The organism is Curtobacterium sp. AC268, assembly GCF_979258745.1.
In genome coordinates this window covers 1,580,401-1,596,862 of sequence record NZ_OZ409878.1, presented here as the reverse complement: position 1 = coordinate 1,596,862, position 16,462 = coordinate 1,580,401, and the positions used below count along the sequence as shown (strand labels likewise).

Sequence of the window (16,462 nt, the reverse complement as noted above, 5' to 3'; positions counted from 1 at the left end):
GAGCCATGGGGCAGCTCATCTACGACGGAAGACCGCTCGACCTGCGGATCGACGACCGCGCGCTCACGCACCTGCAGATCGTCATCGTCAACATGCTCCGGCGTGACCACCGCTTCGCGTTCTCGTGGAAGGACGACGTCGTCCACGGCAACGGTCGCAGCACGATCTGGCTGCACCCCAACGTGAGCCTGCACTTCAAGTTCACCGGCAGCCGGGTGCCGTCGATCAACCGCAGCTGGCTCGAGGACCTCTACGCCTCGGCCACCTCGGGGTCGGGGCTGGTGCTGACGCCGGAGCCGGCGGACACCAGCACGGCGGCCGACTCGGCGTGGTCGCGGGCGGTGGCAGCCGGCGACGCGGACGACGCCTCGGGGACACCGAGCGGGAGCACCGCGAGATGATCCCGGGGTGTTAGCACAGTGCGCTGATCCCGGTCAACGGGTTCCGCTCGTGATGTCCGACGTCGTACGGTTTGCGTACCGCGGTCGGCTGTCGTCCCCCGCACCGGTCTGCTAGGGCTCCGGTGCTGACAGAGTCCGCGGCAGGAGGGGGACCCGAACAGCACCGTGACGGACTGCGAGCCCGGCACCGGCGAACCACCGGTGGCCGAGACGAGCGGTCGAGTCGAATCCGGGATCAGGGGACTCGATGCTCGGACGACCGACGCTGTGCGTCGGGAGCCGCGCGTCACGCTGCAGGGCTCACCGGTCGGTCCCATCGACCGGCGCTCCTCCGGGACCGCCCCGGCCATCGGATTCGGGTTCCGTGGCCGGGGCGGACTCATCACGTCTGGATGCGGATCCGCCGTCACGTCCGTGTGCGGCTCAGTAGACGTCGCGCACGTACCGCTTCGCGCGACGCATGTCGGCCAGGTAGGCCTGCGCGTCGTCCTCGCCGCGCCCGCGTCCGGTCCGGATGACCTGGAGCAGCGCGGCCTCGACGTCCTTGGCCATGCGTGAGGCGTCGCCGCAGACGTACACGTGGCCGCCGTCCTCGAGCCAGGCGAACAGTTCCGCCGAGCGCTCGAGCATCCGCGTCTGCACGTAGACCTTCTCGGCCTGGTCGCGCGAGAACGCCAGGTCGAGACGGTCGAGCACGCCCTGTTCCTGCAGCTCGGTGAGCTCGTCCCGGTACACGAAGTCGGTGTCTCGGTGCTGGTCGCCGAAGAACAGCCAGTTGCGCCCCGTCGCCCCGGACACCGCGCGCTCGTGCAGGAACCCGCGGAACGGCGCGACACCCGTGCCCGGGCCGATCATGATCATCGGGGCCGACTCGTCCGCCGGCACCCCGAACGACGCGTTCGGCTGCAGGTAGACGTCGACGGTGCCGTCCCGGTCGACCCGGTCGGCCAGGAACGTCGATGCCACACCCGCGTACATGCGGTGCGGGTCGCCGTAGCGGACCGACGCGATCGTCAGGTGGATGCGGTCCGGGTGGGCCAGCGGGCTCGACGAGATCGAGTACTGCCGCGCCTGCAGCGGCCGCAGGTTCGGCAGCAGCTCGTCGAGTCCCGGGGCGGCCGGGCCGGCGTCGCGGAGCAGGTCGAGGACGTCGCGTCCCCAGAGCCAGCGGTCGAGCTCGTGCTTGTCGCCGTGCGCCACGACGGCCGCGAGCTCGCTCGACGGCGCGCGCTGCACCAGGTCGGCGATGAGGTCCTTCGAGGGCGTCCGGATCTCACGGTCGGTCCGCAGGACCTCGGTGATCGGCCGGCCGTCGAACGCCTCGCCGCCGTTCGCGCCGACCTGCTCGAGCAGGTCCGCCACGAAGACCTCGTCGTTGACCGGCACGACCGCCAGGGCGTCGCCGGCCGCGTACTCGATGCCCGAGTCGCCGAGGTCGAACTCGTAGTGCCGGATCTCCTTCGCGCTGCGCGGCGAGGAGAGCAGCCGGTTCTCGACCAGGCGCGACGGGTACGGGTTGCGCTTGTTCCACTGCGACCCCGGCCGGGAGGCACGGCCCGCGCCTGCCCCGCCGGTCGCGCCGGCACCGTCGCCGGCACCACCGCCCGTGGTCGCGCCGGGTGCAGCCGTCGCGCCGGCCTCGGCGGCGAGGCGGTCGAGGACGGCCGCGGTCCACAGCGCGGCCGGGTCCTCGAAGTCGACGTCGCAGTCGACGCGGTCGTGGATCCTGGTCGCGCCGAGCTGCTCGAACCGGGTGTCGAGGAGCTTGCCGGCCTGGCAGAACTCGTCGTAGCTCGTGTCGCCGAGGCCCAGGACGGCGTACTGCAGCCCCTCGAGCCGCGGCACGGTGCTCGCCTGGATCGCGTCCCAGAACAGCCCGGCGTTGTCGGGCATCTCGCCCTCGCCGTAGGTCGAGGTGACGACGAGCACGTGCGACATCTCGGCGAGCTGCTCGGGGGTGACGGCGTCGAGCGCACTGGCACGACCGCCGAGTCCGCGGGCCTTCGCGCCGGCGACGAGCTCGTCGGCCAGGAACTCGGCGTTGCCGGTCTGGGTGCCGAAGAGCACGTCGATCGTCGTCGTGGGCGCGCTGGCTGCGACCTTCTTGCCGGCGGCGGCGATGCCCGCGATGAACCCGGCGAGCCAGGACTCCTGGGCGGCCGAGAACGGTGCGTCGACGGGGATCAGCGACCCGGTCGGGGGGAGCAGGCTCACGCGGTCACCGCCTCGGTCGGCGCCTGCGGTGCCCGGCGGGCGATGTCCTCGAGCGCCGCGGTGGCGAGCAGCTCGTCGAAGCGGGCCTCGCGGACGCGGCCGTCGTTCTTGGCGTTCTGGTGCATGATCCACCCCGTGGTGCCCGGCGCGTCCATGCTGCGGTTGTTCCGCTGCGTGAGCGCGCGCTTGTAGTCGTCGAGCCGCTTGATCGCGATGAGGGTCGCGAGCTGGTCGTCGGCGAACCGGTCGAGCGTGCCGCGCAGGTACTTCACGACGCGCTGCTTGACGGAGAAGTCCTCGGTGAGCACGAGGTTCTTGACGGCCTCGGCGACCCGCGGGTCGGCGGCGCCGAACGCACCCGGGACGCGCTCGAGGGCGACGTCCTGGGCGACCCCGAGCACCGTGTACGACGACAGCAGCGAGAACATGTCCTCGCCCTGGTCGCCGAGCGCCGGGGCGCGGCCGTCGAGCACCGTGCGCTGGTCGCGGTAGTCGAGCTTGAACGCGCGGAGCTTGTCGGTGGCGATCGAGGTCGCGAGCTCGTCGAGGAGCTCGGGCCGGGTCGCCGCCGCGAGGATCGCGCCGGCGTCCTGCGTGAGCAGCAGGGCACGGGGCATGCCGACGTACACGTGCGCGCGGGCGGTGTCCCACTCGGCGAGCAGCCGCTCGGCCAGGGCCGAACCCGTCGCCTCGAGGTGCCACTCGAGCAGCAGGCGGGCGGCGGCCTCGTGGAACGCACCGCGCTCGGTGTCCGTGACCGGGAACACCAGGAGCGAGTCCGTGCTGGCACGCTCTGCGACCTGGCCGGAGGGGTCGTACTGGTACAGGAACCCGCCGGACATGCCGTTGCCGAGGCCCTTGCCGAACGCGCCGAGGTTGAACACGGCACCGCCGGTCATGTACTCGCAGCCGAAGTCGCCGAGGCCCTCGACGACGGCGGTCGCGCCGGAGTTGCGGACGGCGAACCGGTCGCCGGCCTCGCCCTCGACGAAGGTGCGGCCACCCGTGGCGCCGAACAGTGCGAAGTTGCCGACCAGCACGTTGCCGCCTTGTTCGGCGCTGCCGCCACCGGGGGCGCGGACGATGATCCGTCCGCCGCTCTGGCTCTTGCCGACGCCGTCGTTCGCGGTGCCGGTGTGCTCGAGCACGACGCCGTCGTTGTTGAAGACGCCGTAGGACTGCCCGGCCGATCCCTGCGTGCGGATCGTGACTGCGCCGTCCACCAGCCGGCGGCGTCCGCGGTCGTCCGTCGTCACGGCGGGCAGTCCCTGCACCTCCTCGGCGCGGAGCTCGTGGTTGAGCAGACGCTCGAGGTCGATGCCGAGCTGGCCACCGACCGACTTGTCGGCGTTGCCGAGCAGGACGCCGTGCACGAGCACGTGCTCCTGCGCGTGGTCGACGAGGGCGGTGCGGACGCGCTCGAGCAGGGCGTCGTCGGTGTGGAAGTCCTTCTCCAGGTACTCCGGGTCCGCGACGATCTTCTCGGGCACCTGGGCGAGCAGGGCGCGGGCGTCGAGCCGGCCCACGCTCGCCGGGTGGTCCAGGAGCTGCAGCAGGTCGGTCCGGCCGCGGGCCTCGCGCAGGGAACGCAGGCCGAGACGGGCCAGGATCTGCCGCACGTCGTGGGCGATGTTGAGCAGGTACTGCGCGAGCGCGCGGGGGTCGCCCTCGAACGCCTCGGCGTTCGTGGTCAGGCCCGCCGGGCACTTCACGTTGCAGTTCTTCGCCATCACGCAGCCGAGCATCATGAGCGCGGTTGTGCCGAACTCGAAGCTGTCGCCGCCGAGCAGGGCGCTCGTGACGACGTCGCTGCCGGTCTGGTGCGCACCCGAGCAGCGGAGCGTGACCTTCTGGCGCAGGCCGTTCGCGACCAGGGCCTGGTGCACCTCGGCGACGCCGATCTCCGCGGAGCGGCCGGCGTACTTCAGGCTGGTGACGGCCGCGGCGCCGGTGCCGCCGGTGTTGCCCGCGACGTTGATCACGTCGGCGCCGGCCTTCGCGACGCCGACCGCGATGGTGCCGATGCCCTCGGACGAGACGAGCTTCACGATCACCCGGACGCGGGCGGCCTTGCAGTCGTGGATGAGCTGCGCGAGGTCCTCGATCGAGTACGTGTCGTGGTGCGGCGGCGGCGAGATCAGCTCGACGCCGGGCGTGCCGCCACGGGCCGCGGCGATGTCCACCGTGACCTTGGGTGCGGGCAACTGGCCACCCTCGCCGGGCTTCGCGCCCTGGCCGATCTTGATCTCGAGCTCCTCGAGCATGGGGTCGGCGAGGTAGCCGGCCCAGATGCCGAACCGGCCCGAGGCGAACTGCTTGATGCGGGAGCCGCGGATGGTGCCGTAGCGGGAGTGGTGCTCGCCGCCCTCACCGCTGTTCGACATGCCGCCGACCATGTTCGTGCCGTGCGCGACGGCCTCGTGGGCGGTGGCGACGAGCGCGCCGTGGCTCATCGCGCCGGACGCCAGGGTCCGGGTGATCTCGTGGGCCGGCTGCACCTCGTCGAGCTCGACGCTCGCCGGGGCGCTCTGCAGCAGCGCGAGCAGGGCGACGGCCGCACCGGTGGCGCGGAGTGTCACCCCGGTGTCGTCGACGGCGTCGACGTCGATCTGTCCGGGGTGGAGCAGCGCGAGGCCGTCCGCCAGGGCCGCGTGGCGCAGTGCACCCGTGGTCCCCGTCGACGTGAGCTCCAGGCGGAACCGCTCCGTGCCTCCCGGCAGGTCCTGGTCGTCCGACGGACGCGAGCCGGAGAGCCCGCGCACGGTGACGCTGGCGTTGCCGCTCGTCGAGAAGCGTCCGAGCTCGCGGGCGAAGTCCTCGGCCGTGTCGATGCCGGTGACGTCCGCGGGCAGCGCGAGCACGTCGCGGAGCGCGGCGGGGCGGCGGGACCGCTCGTCGTGGGTCGTCTGCAGGAAGGTGACGTAGCCCGGCGTGATGCGGTGCGCGTCGATCTCGGCGTCGCTCAGCCGGTCGTACCCGGTGTTCCGGTACGCGGCGTCGGTGATGCCGAACGAGTCGTCGAGCTGGCCGAGCGTGAGCAGGCGCAGCGCGTCGGAGTCGCCGGAGCGTTCGAAGGCCGGGCGCTCCTCGGTCATGCCGCCGAACCCTCGGACGCTCGCGACGCCGAACGAGTGGCCGGCGCCGTCGGAGCGTTCCTTGAACAGGCCGAGCAGCGGGACCTGGCCCTCGGACGCCACCGAGCGGGCACGCTCGTGCCAGTCCGTCGCCGCCTGGGCGATGCGCGCGAAGCCGACCCCGCCGACCGGTGCCTGCATGTGCGGGAAGATCCGCGCGAGCACGTCGTCACCGGTGTCGAGGTAGTTCGGCTCGAAGAACTCGCCACCGATGTAGCTCTCGGCGGTGCACAGGCCGACGCGGCCCATGGTCTTCGCCAGGGCCTTCTCGGCGGCCTTGCGGAACTGCTTGAGCGCCAGGTCGGTCGCGGTCAGCTCACCGGCGGGTGCGGGTGCGGCGGGGTACTTCTCCTCCGCACGCAGCCGAGCGCTCAAGCTGTACACAGCGGCGGCACCGAAGCCCAGCGCGGTCGCGACGTGGTGTGACGATGGCAGCTGACCGCTCTCCGCGACGACGGACACCCGCAGGCGCAGACCGGTCTCGATGAGCCGCTGGTTGACAGCGGCCACGGCCAGGATCACGGGGAGGGGCGCGTGGGTCGACGACACCTCGCGGTCGGTCACGACCGCGATCCCGCCGCCGCGCGCCGCGAACGCCTCGATCGCGTCGCACAGCGCGTCCAGCGCGCCGCGCATCGCGTCGGCGTTGGCCTGCTCGTCGGCGGGCACCGGCACGTAGAGCATGTCGAAGCGCTCGAGCGGCACGATGTCCTGCTCGCGCAGCCGCACCATGTCGAGGTGCCCGAGGATCGGCGACTGCACGACGAGCTGACGCCCCGTGGTGCCCGTGCCGTCCGGCTTCGCGCCGAGTGCCACGCGCATCGACATCCCGTCGGCCTCGCGGATCGAGTCGAGCGGCGGGTTCGTCACCTGGGCGAAGCGCTGCGAGAAGTACTTCGCCATGCCGCCCTCGGTGTCGCTCAGGGCGTTGATGGCGTTGCCGTAGCCCATCGCCGAGATGCGCTCCGACCCGTTCTGCAGCATCGGGTCGAGCATGAACCGGAAGCTCTCCTGGTTCAGCGAGTACGCCACGTACCGGCCCGCGAGCGACAGGTCGCCGTCGTAGCCCAGGGTGGACGTCGTGCGCTCGTAGTCCGGAGCGGGCACGTCGTCCAGGTTCACGCGGGCGGCGTCGAGCAGGGTGCCGTAGTCACGGCGGGCCGCGAGCATGTGCAGCACCTCGCCCGTGCGCATGCGGGTGCCGGTGCGGTGGTCGACGACGAGCATGCCGCCGGCCTCGATGCGGCCGCGGTGCACGACCTCGTCGGCGTCGAACTCGACCTGCCCGGCCTCGGACGACACCATCAGGTACTCGGCCGTCTCGACGGTGCGCAGCGGGCGCAGGCCCAGGCGGTCCAGGCGGGCGCCGACGACGTCGCCGTCGCTGAAGATCACGGCGGCGGGACCGTCGTTCTTCTCCTCGTACAGCGAGAAGTACTCGAGCATGTCCCGGACGTCCGGGGTCAGGGTGCGGTCGTTCTCCCACGCGGGCGGCATGAGCGAGACCACGGCCTCGATGATCTCGAGCCCGTCGTCGAACACGCGGCTCTGCAGGGTCTGGTCGAGTCGGCTCGAGTCCGACTGCCCGGGCGGACGCACGATGCTCCGGGTGCGGGCCCGCGCGAGCGCCTCGTCCGACAGCCGGTTCTTGCGGTCGGTGTTCAACTCGCCGTTGTGCGCCATCAGGCGGAACGGCTGCGCCATCGTCGGGTGCGGCTCGGTGTTCGTCGAGAACCGGGTGTGGAAGTACAGCGTCCGCACCGAGTGCCGGGGGTCGCGCAGGTCGGTGAAGTACCCGATCACCTCACCGGAGTTCAGCCGGCCCTTCAGGATCTGGGTCCGGGCGCTGAGCGACAGCGGGTACAGGGCGGCGTGCTCGGCGCGCTCGGCGGCTGCCTGGGCGTAGGAGACCGCCTCGATGGCGAGCAGGGCGCGGTTCGCAGCGGCGTCGACCTCGGTGCGGTCCCATTCGGACGGAGCACGGAAGACCCACTGCACGATCGGCAGCTGGTACTGCTCGGCCTCGGGGCGCGCGACGGAGTGGTCCACCGGGACGTCACGGACCAGCAGCAGCTCGAAGCCCTCGGCCGTGATGGCGTCCGTGACGGTCTGCTCGGCGCGGGCGCGCTCGTCCGGGCCGTCGGCTCCGTCGCTGCTCGGCACGAAGCAGTTCGCGACGCCGAAGTGCCCGGCGCGCAGCTGCTCGCCGGTGATGGCGCTGAAGAACTCCACCGACAGGTCGATGCTGACGCCCGCGCCGTCACCGACACCCTCGGCGGACTTGCCGCCGCGGTGCGGGATGGAGCACAGCGCTTCGTCGCCCTTGCGGATGACGTCGTGGCTCGGCGTCCCGTCGAGACGGGTGATGAAACCGACGCCGCAATCGCTCGATTCGCGGGCAGGGTCGTAGAGACCGAAAGAGGTGGGGTTCACGTGCGGGTCCAGTGGGGCGTTGCCGGCAGCGGACGGCGCGGGCTGCATCGATGGAGCGCTCGCCGCGGGCAGACCGATGGTGGCAGTCGGGCCCTGTGGGGTGGTGGTGCGGTAGGGCGATGCTACGGCTTGGTATACCGACCGTGCAACACGGGTGGTGTGGGGCGCGGCGCGGGGCTCTCCGGCTGGTGCCAGGTCGATCACTCGGAGCGAGGTCGTAGCGCCGCACGGAGCGGACGACCTCGCACCGGATGGGTGACGCGGCGGGCAGCTGCCGTGCTGCTCGCGGTGTCAGGCAGCGCGGTCGCCGGTGCGCTCGGGGGCCGCGATCGGTTCGGTGAACGCCGTGCTGGCGTCGGCGGCCGGGGTGGTGCCGGGGCGGATGAGCTCCGGGCGTCGGCGACCACGGAACACCCACGCCTTGAACAACACGAACCGCACGCCCGTCGCCACCAGGTTGGCCGCCGTGAGCACCGCGATCTCCGCACCGTGCGACGCGCCCGGTACCGACGCGTGCAGCACCACCAGCGACCCCGACGTGATCGCCCAGGCGATGCCGAACACGACCAGGCCCTGCACGTGGTGCCGACCCGCTCCCGCACGGCCCCGCACCCCGAACGTGAACCGCCGGTTCAGTGCGGTGTTGCCGATCGCCGTGACCAGCAGCGCGAGGAAGTCCGCGGTCTGGGCGCCGATCGCCGGCCGGAACAGGGCGTACAGGGCAGCGAACGCCAGGGTCGAGAGCACCCCGATCGCCCCGAACCGCAGGACCTGCCCCAGGAACCCCACGCTCGGTGGGGTGAACGGCTGCCGACCGATCGCCGCGTAGACCGTGCTGATCGGCACCCGCCCGGTGGCGATGTTCCTCGACACCCGCCACATGCCCTTCAGGTCCTCGGTCGCGGTCGACGCGATGTGCACCGAGGAGTTGACGTCGTCGACCCAGTCGACGGGGACCTCGTGGATGCGGAGTCCCGCGTGCTCGGCCAGCACGAGCAGCTCGGTGTCGAAGAACCAGGCATCGTCCTCGCACAACGGCAGCAGGTGGTCGGCGGCGGCCTTCGTGACCGCCTTGAACCCGCACTGCGCATCCGAGAACGACACCCCCATCGTCGTCCGGAGCAGCAGGTTGTACGAGCGCGAGATGAACTCCCGCTTGCTGCCGCGCACCACGCGGGACGAACCTGCCAGCCGGGTGCCGATCGCCAGGTCCGAGTGCCCCGACAGCAGGGGCGCCACGAGGGGTTCGAGCGCGGCGAGGTCGGTGGACAGGTCCTCGTCCACGTAGACGAGCACGGTCGCCGGCGATGCCGCCCAGACCTCCTTGAGCGCACGGCCCCGGCCCTTCTCGGGCAGGTGCACCGCGTGCACGCCGGGGAGCATCGCGGCGAGGTCGTCGGCGATCCGGGCGGTGTCGTCGGTCGAGGCGTTGTCCGCGATCGTGATCCGCCACGAGTGGTGCAACGACGTCCGGCAGAAGGTGTGGAGCCGTCGGACGTGGGCGGCGAGTGTGTCCTGCTCGTTGTAGCAGGGGACGACGATGTCGATGTCGAGGGGCTGGTTCGTCTCCGTCATGCCGCTCATGCTCGGCAGCGGGGCTACGGGGGCCGAGGCAGGGCGCTGTGGCCCGGGTAAGAACGAACACCACGTGAACGCAGCGGACACGACACCTGTTGTCCGGATACGGTCGACGCACGATGACGACCGAGCGCGACGACGCACGACGGACGGCCGTGCTGCTCCCCGGGGAGCGGCTGGGGCTGGCGCTGGACGAGCGGTGCCCGGAGTTCACGGAGCTGCTGCTCGCGCCACCGTTGCACGGGATCCGACCCGACGGGCACGACTGGCTCCGGCGTCGGTACGAGCAGATCGTCCCGCTCGTGCTCCCCGCGGCACTGCGCGCGGTCGAACGTGGGGAACCACTCGACCCGGAGTGCCTGGTCCGGCTCCGCGAGGTCGCAGCCGCCAGCGCCGACGACCCGCAGGTCGACGTCTCGGTCGTGCTCCGCGGCGCCCTGCCCGCGATCCGTGTCTTCGCCCTCGTCATGCACACGGCCACCCGCGAGCACGCGACGACGATCGACCACGCCGGCCGGACAATGCTCGCGATGAGCCGGGCATCACTCGTGGCGCACGAACTCGGCTCGTGCTGGGCGGAGGCCTGGGCGCAGCACCGCGGAGGGGCGTCGGCGGACGCGACGACAGCACTCGGCGCCGACGACATCGACCTGGTGGCATCGGCGCCCGGTCTGGACGAGACCGAGGAACGGATGCTGGCGCTCGCCGCCCGTGGGCTCTCGAACGACGCCATCGCCAAGGAGACCGCCTACAGCCGGCAGGCCGTCGCCTGGCACCTCGGCCGGCTGATGAAGTCCTGGAACGCGCCGAACCGGACGGCGCTGGTGTCGGTCGCCTTCGTCCGGGGCTGGATCCGGTCTCGGAGGGACTCCAGGCTGGCTGCACGCAACCGGCCGTCGGCGATCGAAGCGGCGCGGGCGGACGACGACGCTCCCCGAAGCTGACAGCACGGCGACGCCCCCTGGGACCGAGGTCCCAGGGGGCGTCGCCGACGAGCGGAGGAGTCAGCCGCCGTTGACGTGGATGACGTTGTCGATGCGCTCGATGTTGCCGAACACACCCCAGTTCAGCCAGCCGCCGTCACCGTTGTTCGTGACCTTGCCGGGGCCCTTGAACCAGTAGATGACGTAGTTGCCACCCTTGATGTCGATCGACTGGGCGTCCGCGACGTCGCCCTCGACGGTGATGTCCTGATTCTTGTTGACCACCGCGACGGTGAGACGGTCGGGGTTGCCGGCGTTCCAGTAGCCGACGTCGAGCGCCGCCTGCACGGCACCACCTCGGTCGCTCTGGTCGTTGACGGCGTCCTTGATCGCGTTGACAATCGCGACCGGGTCGAGGTTGACGTTGACGTTGCCGCCGACGGACGACGAGGTGCTGGGCGGCGCGGGCTCGGCGGCCTGCGCGGGGGCTGCGACGAACGCCCCGGCGATGACGGCGCCACCGAGGGCGGTGCCGGCGAGGAGCTTCACGGACTTGCGCTTGAACGAGTTCATGATCGTGTTTCCCATCTCTGCAGTGGTGACCCGTTCGGGTCGTCTTGCTCGGACAAGAACCAGCCTGCGTGCGCTCCGGCGCGGATGCACGCGATGGGGCTCGACGTTGGTCGATCGTCTGACGATCCGGACCACGCCCGGTTTTCGTGCTCAGCGACACCTCACGCGGTCGGCTGTGCGTGAGGTGTCGCTGAGCACGTGAGAACGCGTCCGAGCGCCCCGCCCAGTGGCGCTCTCGGTCAGCGGGGCAGCAGGATCTGCACGATCGCGACGATCACGAGGGCCGCGATCGGGACGCCCGCGATCCAGGCTCCCGCCCGCATCTGCGTCCGGCGGATCGTGGGCGGTGCGTGCGAGGACCGCGCGAACTCGGTCGCGGCCACGAGCTCCGGCGCCGCGGCGGGCGGAGCGGGTTCGGGCTGGGGGCGGTCGTCCTCGAACGCCGGGACCTCGACCACCAGGTCGGTGGGGTCCGGGCGGCCCGGGAGCTTGTCGTACGCGTTCGTCACGGGGCCTCCTCGTCCGGCGTTCTCCGACCAGTATGCGGCCCGGGCGGCACTCGGTGAGCAGGAGATGTCGAGTGCGGTCGCGGCACCCGACGTCCTCTGCTCACGAAGCGCCCGAGGTCGGCAGGTCCACGGTGAACGCGGTCCGCCCGGGCTCGGACGCGACCCGCACCCCGCCGCCGTGTGCCACGACCACGGCCCGCACGATCGCCAGCCCGAGTCCGCTCGTGCCGTGCTCCCGTGAGCGCGAGGCCTCGCCCCGGGTGAACCGGTCGAACAGTGTCGGGAGGGACTCGGCGGGGATCGGCGGCCCGTCGTTCGCCACGACGAAGCGGACGACGGCACCGTCAGCCGCCGACGCCGACCCGGGCACCGACTGCAACGACACCACGACGGCCGTCCCGGGTGGCGTGTGCGTCCGGGCGTTGGTCAACAGGTTCGTGACCACCCGTCGGAGCTGCACCTCGTCACCGGCCACGAGCACCGGCCGGTCGTCCACGACCTGCAGCGTCCATCGGTGCTCCGGCGCCGTCGCGCGGGCGTCCATGGTGGCCTCGACCACGAGCGACGTCAGGTCGACCGGTTCGCGGACGACCTGCGCGCCCGGCGCCCCCGACGCCAGGGCCGAGGCGTCGAGCCGTGCGAGCAGCAGCAGCTCGTCGACGAGGTCGCCCATCCGGACGGCCTCGCGTCCGATCCGGTCGACGTTGCGGTGCACGGCGTCCAGGTCGGAGGTCCGCTCCGAGAGCTCGGCGTACGCCCGGACGGTCGCGATCGGGGTCCGCAGCTCGTGCGAGGCGTCGGCGACGAACGTCCGCATGCCGGCCTCGGCGTCGCGACGGACGGTGAGCGCCCGGGCGACGTGACCGAGCAGCCGGTTCAGCGCGTTGCCGACCTGCGCGACCTCGCGGTTCGCGCGCAGGTCGGAGTCGGAGACGCGGACGGGGATGTCCGGGTCGCCGCGTTCCAGGTCGAGTGCAGTCACACCGGACGCCACCGCGGCGACCCGTTCGAGCGGCCGGAGCGATCGGCGGACGAGCACCGTGAGGGCCCACGCGGCGACGGCGAGCCCGAGCACCGTGACGACCCCGATGACGAGCAGCAGTCGGGCGATCGCGGCGTCGAGGTCACCGAGGGGGAGCGCGGTGACGAACACGTCGCCGTCGTCGCCGACCGCCTGCACCCGGTAGTCGCCGAGTACGCCGAGTTCGACCGTCACGGGGTCACGGCCGGTCTGGACCGCTGCGAGCGTCCGCTGCTGCGCCGCGGTCAGGCGGCGCTGGTCACCGTCCCCGTCGGTGTAGCCACCGAGCACCACGTCGCCGTCGCGGACGATGGCGATGACCGTGCCCGCAGACTGTCCCGGCGCACCGATGAAGGCGTTGTCGGGATCCGGCAGATCGTCCGACGAGGACGAGGACGACGACCCCGGCGGCGGCCCGGAAGCCCCCGGCGGCGGTTCCGCCCCGTCCCGTCCGCCGACGGTCCGCATCGCCGCCGTCGACAGCTCCGCGTCGAGCCGGTCGACCAGGTACCCCCGGAACGCGACGACGGTCACCGCCCCCACGACGACGTTCGTCGCCACGAGCAGCAGGGCCACGGCCGCCACGATCCGCCAGCGCAACGACGGCACACGCCCGGTGCGCCCGGGGCGGCTCACGTCGCCGGCCGGAGCACGTACCCCGCCCCACGGACGGTCTGCAGCATCGGCTCACGTCCGGCGTCGAGCTTCTTCCGCAGGTACGACACGTACATGTCCACCAGGTTCGACGACGTGCCGAAGTCCATGCCCCAGACGCTCGCCAGCAGCTGCTCGCGGGACAGCACCCGGTTGGCGTTGCGGGCCAGGTGTCGCAGCAGCTCGTACTCGGTCGGCGTGAGCTCGATGGGGTCCCCGGCACGGCTGACCGAGCGGGAGTCCTCGTCGAGTCGGAGGTCCCCGACCACGACCTCGGCGCTCGCCCCGGCCGCGGCGACCCGGGTCGAGGTGCGCGCCAGGATCCGGGCACGGACGAGCAGCTCCTCGATGCCGAAGGGCTTGGTCAGGTAGTCGTCGCCCCCGCCGGTCAGCCCGGCGAGCCGGTCCTCGGGGGCGTCGCGTGCGGTGAGGAACAGCACCCGCACGCCGTCGCGGGCGTCGCGGAGCCGTTCGAGCACCTCGAACCCGTCGATGTCCGGCAGCATCACGTCGAGCACGATGACGTCCGGCTGGAACTCCCGGGCAGCGAACAGCACGTCGCGCCCGCGGTGCACGGACCGCACGGCCCAGCCGTCGCCCTCGAACGCCAGGGCGACGGCCTCGGCCAGGGCGTGCTCGTCGTCGACGACGAGGGCGCGGACGGGGGAGCCGTCGGTGCGCTGCAGCGGGGGGCCGGGCATGTCCCGGAGCCTATCCACCGCGCCCTCGTCGCCGGTCACTCCGTGCTGCTCAGGTCGTAGACGGTCTGGCCGCCGACGGTCGTCGACTCGTAGTTCGCCGCGACCCACTCCTTGATCGCCGACGCGGTCGACGAGCCGCCGCCCATGCCGCCGCCGGAGCCGGACGACACGTAGTACCCGATGTCGCCGTCGGCGACGTACGCCTTGAACTGCGCGAGCGTCGGTGCCGGGTCGCTCGACCAGCCGCCGATCGCCATCACGGCGGTGTCGGTGTCGAGTTCGAGCTGGGCGGCCGACTGCGATCCGTTCACCGCGGCCGCCCACTTCGCGTCGGATGCCTCGAGCAGCTCCTGCAGGGCGGACGAGGTCGACGCACCCTCGCCACCACCCCCGGCCTGGAGGCCCGTCCCCGACCCGTCCTCGGAGGTCGCGTCGTCCGTGCCGTCCTGGCCACTGCCCGGTGCCGTGCCGGACGTGCCGTCCGGCATCTCCGGCGCCTCGCCGGACGCGCCCTCCGGCGGGGTCCCGCCGGGACCCTGCTGGGTGTCCGACGTGCTGTCGGAGCCGCCGCCGTCGGAGCCGGAGGCCGACCCGCCCGGTCCGCCCGTGCCTCCCGGGAAACCACCGGTGCCGCCGGTGCCCATCGCGCCGGAGCTGCTGCCCGCCGGACCGACGCTCGGGATCGAACCGGAGTGCGCGACGGTCGTCGTGGCGAGGGCGTAGGCGGTGGTGCCGGACAGCCCGAACAGGGTGCCGGCGAGGACGCCGATCGTGACGAGCCTGCGCAGCGACGGCAGGCTGCCGATGACGATCAGTGCTGCGGACAGCAGCCCCCCTGCGAGCATCACCCAACGCAGCCACGGCAGCCAGGTCGGGTTCTCGTCGAGGAGGCACCAGCCCCAGAACGCGGTCACGCCGATCATCGCAGCGAGGCCGAGGCGGCCGACGAACCGGGCTCGTGCGTGCCAGAGCAGGGCGCCACCGGTGCCGACGAGTCCGGCGATGGCCGGGGCGAGGGCGACCGTGTAGTACGGGTGGATCGTGCCGGACATGTACGAGAACACGAGGCCGGTGACCAGGAGCCAGCCTCCCCACAGGACCAGCCCGGCGCGTGCGGGATCGGCCAGGTGCCGACGGCCGACGACGACCAGACCGACGACCAGGGCGATGAGCGCCGCGGGCAGGAGCCACGAGATCTCGAGCCCCATCTCGGACGAGAACAGGCGGTTCAGGCCGGTCGAGCCGCCGAACGAGCCTCCGGCGGTGCCGCCGGTCGTGCCGCCGCCTCCGCCGCCGTTGCCCGAGCCCCCGAAGATCCGGCCGAGCCCGTTGTAGCCGAACACCAGGTCGAGGACGGTGTTGTTCGTCGAGCCGCCGATGTAGGGGCGGGACTCGGCGGGCCAGAGCCAGACGGCGACGACCCACCAGCCGGCGGCCACCACGAGGGAGCCGGCGGCGACGAGCAGGCCGATCACACGCCGGCCCCAGCCGGTGCGAGCGGCGAACAGGTAGACGAGGCCGAAGGCAGGCAGGACGAGCAGGCCCTGCAGCATCTTCGTCAGGAACGCGAACCCGAGGGCGACCCCGGCGAGCGCGATCCACTTCCAGCTGCCCTTCGGCAGCGCCCGCACCGTGGAGTACGCCCCGGCGGTCATCAGCAGGACGAGCAGGGCGTCCGGGTTGTCGAAGCGGAACATCAGCGCCGCCGCCGGGGTCGCTGCGACGACGAAGCCCGCGAGCAGTGCGCCGACGTTCGCGGTGGTGGCTCCGAGTCGGGCCAGGGTGCGGCGGACGGTGCCCCAGACCAGGGCGACGGAGCCGACGGCCATCAGCGCCTGGGGGAGCAGCAGGCTGAAGCTCGAGAAGCCGAACAGTCGGGCCGACAGCACCATCACCCACAGCGAGGCGGGCGGTTTGTCGACCGTGATGAAGTTCGACGAGTCGAGGGAGCCGAAGAAGAACGCCTCCCACGACTTCGTGCCGGCCTGCACGGCGGCGGCGTAGAAGCTGTTGGCGTACCCGGAGACGCTGAGGTCCCACAGGTACACCACGGCGGTCACGGCCAGGAGCGCCCAGAACGCCGGCCGGAGCCAGCGGGCGTCCTCGCGCTCGCCGAGGAACAGCCGTGCGAAGGGCGGGCGGCGCCGATCCCGCGCGGCACTGCGCGCGGGGTCGCGTCGGTCGGTCACGGGTATCGGGTACGTGGTCATGTCGATGAGCATCCGGGGCGTTCCCCGACTGCTGCACTGCGCCGCCTATGTGCGGGCTAAGGACGCTCGGTGCGAGGTTGGCGGGCGGGCGGCGCACGGTGCGCTGTCATT

General features: G+C 72.2%; 10 protein-coding genes. 2 read left to right on the top strand and 8 right to left on the bottom strand.

The window, feature by feature from the left end; all coding sequences use genetic code 11:
• Positions 1-5 precede the first annotated feature (5 nt).
• A complete protein-coding gene (locus tag ACZZ9K_RS07460; protein WP_027466019.1) occupies positions 6-401 on the top strand; it encodes a DUF7882 family protein in 396 nt (131 codons plus the stop codon).
• A gap of 423 nt (positions 402-824) precedes the next feature.
• On the opposite strand, the gene ACZZ9K_RS07455 is transcribed toward ACZZ9K_RS07460, so the two are convergent.
• From ACZZ9K_RS07455 to ACZZ9K_RS07445, 3 genes are all read right to left on the bottom strand, one after another.
• On the bottom strand, positions 825-2,615 hold the full coding sequence (locus tag ACZZ9K_RS07455; RefSeq protein WP_463443724.1) for a sulfite reductase subunit alpha: 1,791 nt from the start codon (positions 2,613-2,615) through the stop codon (positions 825-827).
• Positions 2,612-8,182 carry a glutamate synthase-related protein gene (locus tag ACZZ9K_RS07450; RefSeq protein ID WP_463443723.1) on the bottom strand — a complete coding sequence of 1,857 codons (5,571 nt, stop codon included), beginning with the start codon at positions 8,180-8,182 and terminating at the stop codon, positions 2,612-2,614. The genes ACZZ9K_RS07455 and ACZZ9K_RS07450 overlap by 4 nt, the downstream gene beginning before the upstream one ends.
• Before the next feature lie 291 nt (positions 8,183-8,473).
• Positions 8,474-9,766: a bifunctional glycosyltransferase family 2/GtrA family protein gene (locus tag ACZZ9K_RS07445; RefSeq protein WP_463443722.1), complete on the bottom strand. Its 1,293-nt coding sequence runs from the start codon at positions 9,764-9,766 to the stop codon at positions 8,474-8,476.
• 113 nt (positions 9,767-9,879) lie between these two features.
• Here ACZZ9K_RS07445 and ACZZ9K_RS07440 point away from each other — a divergent pair, with 113 nt between their 5' ends.
• Complete coding sequence (locus tag ACZZ9K_RS07440) at positions 9,880-10,704, top strand: helix-turn-helix transcriptional regulator (protein WP_232750567.1); 825 nt, start codon at positions 9,880-9,882, stop codon at positions 10,702-10,704.
• 60 nt (positions 10,705-10,764) lie between these two features.
• On the opposite strand, the gene ACZZ9K_RS07435 is transcribed toward ACZZ9K_RS07440, so the two are convergent.
• The 5 genes from ACZZ9K_RS07435 to ACZZ9K_RS07415 all read right to left on the bottom strand — a co-directional run bounded on the left by ACZZ9K_RS07435 (position 10,765) and on the right by ACZZ9K_RS07415 (position 16,351).
• Entirely contained in the window at positions 10,765-11,271 is a 507-nt protein-coding gene (locus ACZZ9K_RS07435) for a hypothetical protein (RefSeq protein WP_231495687.1), read from the bottom strand.
• Positions 11,272-11,495: 224 nt separating this feature from the next.
• On the bottom strand, positions 11,496-11,765 hold the full coding sequence (locus ACZZ9K_RS07430) for a hypothetical protein (protein ID WP_138801816.1): 270 nt from the start codon (positions 11,763-11,765) through the stop codon (positions 11,496-11,498).
• 100 nt (positions 11,766-11,865) lie between these two features.
• Positions 11,866-13,422, bottom strand: a complete 1,557-nt coding sequence (locus tag ACZZ9K_RS07425; RefSeq protein ID WP_463443721.1) for a sensor histidine kinase — start codon at positions 13,420-13,422, stop codon at positions 11,866-11,868.
• Complete coding sequence (locus tag ACZZ9K_RS07420) at positions 13,419-14,141, bottom strand: response regulator transcription factor (protein WP_463443720.1); 723 nt, start codon at positions 14,139-14,141, stop codon at positions 13,419-13,421. The genes ACZZ9K_RS07425 and ACZZ9K_RS07420 overlap by 4 nt, the downstream gene beginning before the upstream one ends.
• Positions 14,142-14,176: 35 nt before the next feature.
• Entirely contained in the window at positions 14,177-16,351 is a 2,175-nt protein-coding gene (locus ACZZ9K_RS07415; protein ID WP_463443719.1) for an ArnT family glycosyltransferase, read from the bottom strand.
• Positions 16,352-16,462 lie beyond the last annotated feature (111 nt).